Origin of the sequence: Candidatus Magnetominusculus xianensis (assembly GCA_001541255.1) — a bacterium.
Lineage (GTDB): Bacteria > Nitrospirota > Thermodesulfovibrionia > Thermodesulfovibrionales > Magnetobacteriaceae > Magnetominusculus > Magnetominusculus xianensis.
Genome location: LNQR01000109.1, coordinates 19,678 through 27,107, shown reverse-complemented (window position 1 = coordinate 27,107; position 7,430 = coordinate 19,678). Strand labels below are relative to the sequence as shown.

6 protein-coding genes are annotated in these 7,430 nt (G+C 46.2%); 4 read left to right on the top strand and 2 right to left on the bottom strand.

Annotated features, from left to right (window positions below; all coding sequences use genetic code 11):
* The first annotated feature begins 141 nt into the window (after window positions 1-141).
* From ASN18_RS14030 to ASN18_RS14015, 4 genes are read left to right on the top strand one after another with little or no spacing between them, the layout of a single operon-like run.
* A complete protein-coding gene (locus ASN18_RS14030; RefSeq protein ID WP_085053411.1) occupies window positions 142-462 on the top strand; it encodes a transposase in 321 nt (106 codons plus the stop codon).
* A complete protein-coding gene (locus ASN18_RS14025) occupies window positions 462-818 on the top strand; it encodes a hypothetical protein (RefSeq protein ID WP_085053410.1) in 357 nt (118 codons plus the stop codon). Before ASN18_RS14030 ends, ASN18_RS14025 begins: the two co-directional genes overlap by 1 nt.
* A gap of 53 nt (window positions 819-871) precedes the next feature.
* Window positions 872-2,395, top strand: coding sequence for a tetratricopeptide repeat protein (locus ASN18_RS14020; RefSeq protein WP_085053409.1), 1,524 nt, complete (start codon window positions 872-874; stop codon window positions 2,393-2,395).
* Window positions 2,392-4,017, top strand: a complete 1,626-nt coding sequence (locus ASN18_RS14015; RefSeq protein ID WP_085053408.1) for a tetratricopeptide repeat protein — start codon at window positions 2,392-2,394, stop codon at window positions 4,015-4,017. The genes ASN18_RS14020 and ASN18_RS14015 overlap by 4 nt, the downstream gene beginning before the upstream one ends.
* Here ASN18_RS14015 and ASN18_RS14010 read toward each other — a convergent pair whose 3' ends face one another.
* Window positions 4,018-4,779, bottom strand: coding sequence for a hypothetical protein (locus tag ASN18_RS14010; RefSeq protein WP_085053407.1), 762 nt, complete (start codon window positions 4,777-4,779; stop codon window positions 4,018-4,020). It lies immediately after the preceding gene.
* A 31-nt stretch (window positions 4,780-4,810) separates the two neighbouring features.
* A complete protein-coding gene (locus ASN18_RS14005; protein WP_236861769.1) occupies window positions 4,811-7,429 on the bottom strand; it encodes a PEP/pyruvate-binding domain-containing protein in 2,619 nt (872 codons plus the stop codon).
* Window position 7,430 lies beyond the last annotated feature (1 nt).

The window sequence follows — 7,430 nt, the reverse complement described above, 5'->3', positions numbered from 1 at the left end:
TTATAAGATGTGCTGATAATTGTAGCTTTAGGACTGCTCTCAACCTCTACCGTAAATTGTTAAGCAATTCCTGTACCGCACAGTATTGGACACATCCCATTATTCTTGACAAGCATATCTCAATTTGAGTATATTTTAAATATGGCAAGAGTTGCGCGAGCTGTTGCGGTCGGGTTTCCCCATCATATAGTGCAGAGGGGAAATAACAGAGAAGATGTATTCATTGATGAGGAAGACCGAGAGAAATATATTATGCTTTCGAAGAAATATTCGAGGGAAAGAGATGCCCTGATACTGATCTATTGTCTGATGTCAAACCATGTTCATCTGTTGGTTAAGCCAAAAGAAAACGATTCTCTGTATAAAATGATGCAGGGAGTTACGCTTTGTTACACACAATTTGCAAATAAAAAATATACCGCACAGAAAGATTATGGGAGAGCAGATACCATTCCTGTATAGTGGATAAGGATTCATATCTCTGGGCAGTTGCAAGATACATAGAGACAAACCCTGTACGTGCCGGGATGGTAAAAAAAGCAGAAGACTACGCCTTCTCAAGTGCATTAGCACATATAATGGGGAAACCAGACGACCTATTAAACGAGGAGCTTATTGCAGAAACACAGAGAAAGGATTACATGGAGTTTATCAGAGAAACGAGTACAGAGAAAGACAGGGACTTGATACGCTATCATGCGAGGACAGGCAAGCCGCTTGGAGATGAAATGTTTATGAAAAGGATAGAAAAAAATACAGGAAGGGATTTAGCACTTAGACCACGGGGCAGACCAAGGAAAAAAGCGGACATAAAATAGGATGTGTCCCCATTAAAAAAGATATTGCCGCAATCTGTCTTGCGTTTGTCGTTGTGCTGGTTTATCTGCCAGTACGAAATTACGATTTTATCAGATATGACGACGAGCAATATGTTACCGAAAACCCGCAAGTCCTCAAAGGGTTGACGGCAGACGGGCTTCTATGGGCATTTAAGACCACACAGTTAGGGTTTTGGCAGCCGCTTTCGTGGATTTCACATATGGCTGATGTAGAGGTGTTTGGCCTTAACGCGGGCGGACATCATCTGGTTAGTGTGTTGTTTCATGTGATAAATACCCTGTTATTATTTTTTGCCCTTAGCGCTTTAACCGGGGCTGTGTGGAGGGGTGCGTTTGTGGCAGCGCTGTTTGCCCTTCATCCCATGCATGTGGAGTCTGTGGCGTGGATAGCCGAGCGAAAAGATGTGTTGAGCGGATTTTTCTGGATACTTGCAGTTTGGGCCTATGTGTATTATGTGCTGAGGCCCTCAGCAGGGCGTTATATGCTTGTGTTGTGTTGTGTTGTTTTGGGTTTGATGTCAAAACCGATGCTGGTGACGCTGCCTATTGTGCTTTTGCTTTTTGACTACTGGCCGCTTGGACGGTTTTCGGGGAATGTGAGGGCATTGTTTATTGAGAAGCTGCCGATGTTCGCACTTTCAGCGGTCTCCGGGCTTGTTACGTTTTTTACTGAGACAGCGGGCAGGAATCTTCAGACAGCACCGCTGGATGGGCGGATTATAAATGCCGTCGTTTCCTGTGGCCGATATATTGCTAAGGTGTTTTACCCTGTAAGGCTCTCGGTGATATATCCGCTTGGTGATATTGCCTTGTGGCAAATCATTGTCAGTGCGTGTATGATAGCAGCAGTGTCGGCGGCTGCACTGTGGAATATGAAGCGGTATCCATATCTCTTTACAGGATGGTTTTTATTTCTGATTGTGATGCTGCCATCATCAGGGATAGTGACTTTTGGGGCGCTGGAGTTTCAGTCAATGGCAGACAGATATACGTATGTGCCATATGTTGGGCTTTTTTTAATATTCGCAATGGCGCTTCCAGACAGTTGGCTCAATACCCCAGCAAAGAAAAACGCAGCGGCAGCAGCGGCAATTATTGTAGTGCTTGTCTGTATTACTGCCTCCACAAGGCAGCTCCGGCACTGGCGTGATACCATTACGCTTTTCCAGTACGCTGTCAGCGTTACACAGCGCAACTACGTGGCGTATAATAATCTTGGCACGGCGCTGGCACTAAAGGGTCTGGACAACGCATCCTTTACCGCCTTTGAGATGGCCGTAGCCATTGAGCCGACGTATAAGACCGCTTACGTAAACCTTGGGAACGTACTCCTGCAGAGGAATAAGCCTGAGGAGGCATTAAGATATTATGAAAAGGCTGTTTCAATTGATACACAGTTACCCGGGGCATATCATGGAATTGGCGTTGCCCTCTTGTCTATGGGCAGAAGAAGCGAGGCTGCCGCATATTTTGAAAAGGCCATTGCCATTGACCCAAATCATCAGGCAGCACGTCACTTCTTGAAATCATTACGTGAACAAGGCAATAACCCATGACTGAACACGGCAAGGGCAATCAATCGGAATCTGCCCGCGGCTTAAGCGATGTGTTTATAATTGCAATGATTGTCACTGTGACGTTATTTGTATTTTCCGAGGTAAGAACATTTGATCTTCTGAGCTACGACGACACTATTGACATATCTGACAATCCTCACGTAAATGGAGGTCTCACAGTGGCAAATGTGCGTTGGGTGTTTACTCACCAGCATGCCGCTAACTGGTTTCCGCTGACGCTGATTTCATATATGCTTACGATTCAGCTTTTCGGGGCCAGTCCCGCCGCACATCATATCGTGGGACTTATGATTCATGTAATTAACTCAGTCCTGCTGTTCATAATTGTCTCACGGCTGTTTCCCCGAATAACGGCTGCACGGTGGCGTGGCGCCTTTGTTGCCATGTTATTTGCGGTACATCCGATGCATGTAGAATCAGTTGCATGGGTTGCGGAGCGCAAGGATGTCCTCAGTGTCTTTTTTGGTTTTCTTGCCATAATGCTTTACATGCACTACGCGCAAAGACCTTCTGTGATGAAATATCTGGGGGCGCTGTTGTGTTTTATCTTCAGCCTTATGTCCAAGGCTATGCTGGTAACGCTGCCATTTTTACTCCTGCTGCTTGATTTTTGGCCGCTAGGCCGTTTTAATACTGGGATTAAACGGCTGTTAGTGGAAAAAATACCATTTATCGTATTTTCTGCCGCAGTATCGATTATAACAATACTGTCACAAAAGGCTTATGGAACGGTTGCCTCGTTAGAAGAAGTGCCGCTTAATATTCGCCTTGTGAACATCCCCGTGTCATATGTCAAATATATACTGAAGATGTTTTACCCGAATAAGCAGGCGTTTTTATATCTGCTTAAAGATGACATACCACTGTGGCACACGGGCGCAGCGGTTGTTGTACTGCTGATGATATGCGTGTTTGCCGTTGTAATGGCAAGGCGTCTTCCATATATATTAACCGGATGGTTTTGGTACGTGGGGACGCTGGTGCCGGTAATAGGTTTTGTCCAGGTGGGTTTACAGGCAATGGCAGACAGGTACACGTATATACCTTATGTTGGATTATTCATTATTGCCGCAATGGCTGTGCCCGATTCAACGTTCAGGACACCTCGCGGCAAGACCATTGTCTCAGTTGCCGCTGCCGTGCTGATAATCCTTTGTGCTGCCAAGGCAAAGGCACAGGTTAATTACTGGCGCACCTCCGTTACCTTGTATCACCATGCCATAGAGGTAGATGAGAATAATTACATAGCGTACTACAACTTAGGGACTACTTACATATCTCAAGGCAGGGTAAACGAGGCCGTCACTGCCTTTAAGAAGGCAATATTGATTAGGCCCACATACTCATCGCCCTATACAAATCTTGGAATGGCCTTGTTATTCCAGCTTCAGAGGCCGGAGGAGGCTATTGGTTATTTTTATAAGGCCATCGAGCTAAATCCACTAAGCTCCAACGCATATAATGGCGTCGGTGCCTCGCTTGCGATTTTAAAGCGTCCCGGCGAGGCCATCGCATACTTTGAAAAGGCGCTGGAGCTTGACCCAAATTTTGAGCAGGCACGCTCAAACCTTGCAAGGGCACGACGCGAAGCTGGCCTGTGACTAGGGCATTCGTTTACCCTTGTCCTTCATTTTTTTCCACTTATACCAGATGATTTCGTTGCTGCCCGAGGGGTAAATCAGGCGTTTTACCTTGCGGTACGGGGCGCCCCAGAGCCGGTTATACCAACTGTTAAATCCCGTGCGGACTGACAAGGCCAGCTCTTCATCTGTCATCAGTTGCGGCTGAAAGCGTTTCTTGTGTTTGTATATATGATATATGTCTTCTCTGATGAGGCTGTCAAATATCCTGCCGCTGATACGGCCCAAGAATCCCGGCAGTGCCCTGAAATATATGCTGACCTGAAAATCAATGAGATATGGCCGCATGTCATCACCGACTATGATATTACCAAGTTTATTGAGGTCGAGATAAAATATGCGCCTCTGATGGAGCTGTTCTATTATAGCCCTCAGACCGCTAAAAAAATCCTCCGGCAGCTCACCCCTATACTCATGAAGCGTTGTACCCTCGGCAAACTGGTGAAAATATCCCCTCATTCCAACCCTTGGCCCTAATGGTGGAATACCCTCTATGCCGTCAATCCTCTTATATATACTGTACTCTCTGCGTGAAAAAAATACGGCCAGCGGGCGCAGCAATGCCCCGAATATAAACCGGAAGTCGGAGAGTTTTAAGACGTATCTAAGGCCGCTGGTGTTTTTATATAACACATTGACAGAAAAGAAGTCCTCCTTCAGTACCTTTTCATACAAGAAGGCGCTGCCGTTTATCTCTACCTGTGAAGGATACTTTTTGTCCATTTGCAGTTACGGGACTGTGATTTGATATGCTTTATTTTGCAGCCCCTGTGATATGTTCTTTTATGAACTCAGCCTTGTACTGGTCTGTTACTGAGTCATTGTACATGACCATGTCAAGCTGCTTGGTGTAAACTGTCAACCTGCCCATGATCTCCAGCTTCTGTTCAATAGACTGCTTCTTGTATTTTGACAGGCGGGCGTCTATCACATCACCCTTTACAACTATTGAATCAAAGTCTATCTCTCTGAGAATCTCAGAAATGAGCCTCACCCGCCGCAGCCGCCTGTCTTCCTGCGCCCCGCCGCCCTTAAAATGGAATTGTATATAATTGTCATTTAAATTGTCAGTCACATATGCCTCCACTAAAGACAGATGATAGCCAAGCCTTATCGAGAAATTCATGTAGTGGTCTGAGAGAAACACAAAGCTGCACTTTGCTATCTCATCAAGCTGTGCCTCGCTCATTGTCGCTGAATGCGCTATCATACCCATAAACCCCCCTACGTCAACCGGTCTGCCCTGCGGCCATCTCATGGAGGTAAGACCTTTGAAAAACGCAATAAACGGGGTTGAGCTTACATGCTCCGGTGTTAACCTCTTAGGTCTGCCCTCAGAGGCTCTGATTCCGCCGCCTAAGTCTATAACAGCTAAATCTATAGGAAGGCCGGTTACCATTTTGACAGCCCCGAACTCCGGCTGTACTGCCGCAACGTCTGTGATTTGAAACATATGCTGCATGGCCTTCTCGTGGGCAAAGCGGGTTATGTCGTGGAATGTGGCGCAATTTTTAGGACTGAATTCCTCGGCCTCGGGGTGTATGAGATTCAGAGGCACTATCCATGTCAGTACCTGTGATAGTATTTTAAAAAGCAGTGTTTCTCTGAACGGGTTTGGTTTATTTTCATAATTATCTATAAGTTCGCGTACATATCCTTCATAGACACAGCCGTTTACTGCGTCTACTGTTATCTCCTGCTCATGTCTGATTACATCTGTGGCAATTTCGGTGTCAAGCAGCGTTGGTACCTGATATTCCCTTGCCAGTGAGGCCATGTGCCCGGTTGTCCCGCCAATATTTGTAACTATTGCAGCGGCCTTGTTCATTACTGTTACATAGCGGGGCGAGGTCGTGCGGGCTATGAGGACGCCTCCTTCGGGGAAATCTAATAAATCATCCTCTCTCCTTATAATAAAGGCCTTTCCGTGTCCTATGCCCTTACAGGTGACAACACCCTTTCCTATAAGCCGTTTATGTCCTTTTATGTCCGTCGGCACATGTGGTGTTACTTCATGCGCATAAACATGTAACGGCCTTGTCTGCAGAAATAACAATTGCCCGCTTTGGTCGATTGCCCACTCGATGTCTTGTGTTACGCCGAAGTGTTCCTCGAGGGTCAGCGCATATTTAGACAGCGTAATAATCTCTTCGTCAGAAATCGAGGCGCTCCCGCGCTTAGTCACAGGCGTCTGTACCTCGTCTACGCTGGAGTTTTCATTACAGACTGCCATGATTTGCTGCTCAGGGATTGCTGCCGATATGATTTTCAGTGCAGGTTCTTTTGCGATTAGATATGACTGCGGGGTGGCTGTGCCGTCAACCACAGTAGAGCCAAGCCCCCATACGGCGTTTATTGTGATATTAGCAATGGCAGGGTCGTTCGGGTCGTTAGAATACATTACGCCGCCTGCCCTTGCCCTGACCATTTCCACAACCCCTACGGCCATGGCCATATCAGTTTCCTTAAATCCTTTTGTTTTGTAATAGAAAATTGCGTTGTCTGAAAACAGGCTTGCTATGACGGCCTTGTATTTTTGTGTGACCTCTGCCTTTCTGACATTCAGGTATGTGGAATACTGACCGGCAAAACTGAAATCGTCATCCTCCTCGATTGCGCTGCTTCTGATTGATACGGTAGTGTCGCGTCCTTCGAAGACTCCATCATATGTGTCCATGATGGCTGAGTACATATCTGGCGGGATTTCAGCATTAAGGATTTTGTCTTTTATCTCTTTGCTTGCTGCCCTGAGTTCATCGAGGTTATCGACAGAGAGGCTGCTAAGGGTGCTGTTTATTTTATCCAGAAAACCGTTATGCTGCATAAACCGTATGTAGGCGGTTGATGTGATAGCAAAGCCTTTGGGGATGGGGATAGAGACGGCATTTTTCATTTCACCGAGATTGGCGTTTTTACCGCCGACAAGGTCGGCCATTGACTTGTTTATGCCGTCAAACGCCACTGTAAGGCTGCCGTCTGCAACAGGCTTTCTCCTGGTGTACGCCTCCTCAAGCCCTATGGAGATATGTTTGTATCTTTCATAAAGACCGGTATATTTGCCATGTGCAATCTCGTTTAGTCTGTCGATGACGTCTTTTACATTTTCTGATATTGCTACGGCGTTATGTACGATATACTGCCTGTCAATCAGGTACTCGCCGGAGAGTTTGTCTTCCATATCGGCCATTTTCTCTAATATGGAGTTGTTAGCGTTGAGCAGTGCCTGGAAGGAGGCATATTTTCGCGCAAATACATCGCTCTGTCCGGCATCTTTTGCCGAAGCCCCTGAAAATTTGTCTAATATTTTTTGAAAGAATCCCACTGTTTCAAGTATACTATTACCTATGATAACATTTACAGCCGGTTGTGGCAAT

What these genes read in the sequence shown, in the direction of transcription:
- ASN18_RS14030 (WP_085053411.1), top strand. Translation starts at nt 142, where the DNA reads ATGGCAAGAGTTGCGCGAGCTGTTGCGGTCGGGTTTCCCCATCATATA.
- ASN18_RS14015 (WP_085053408.1), top strand. Translation starts at nt 2,392, where the DNA reads ATGACTGAACACGGCAAGGGCAATCAATCGGAATCTGCCCGCGGCTTA.
- ASN18_RS14010 (WP_085053407.1), bottom strand. Translation starts at nt 4,779, where the DNA reads ATGGACAAAAAGTATCCTTCACAGGTAGAGATAAACGGCAGCGCCTTC.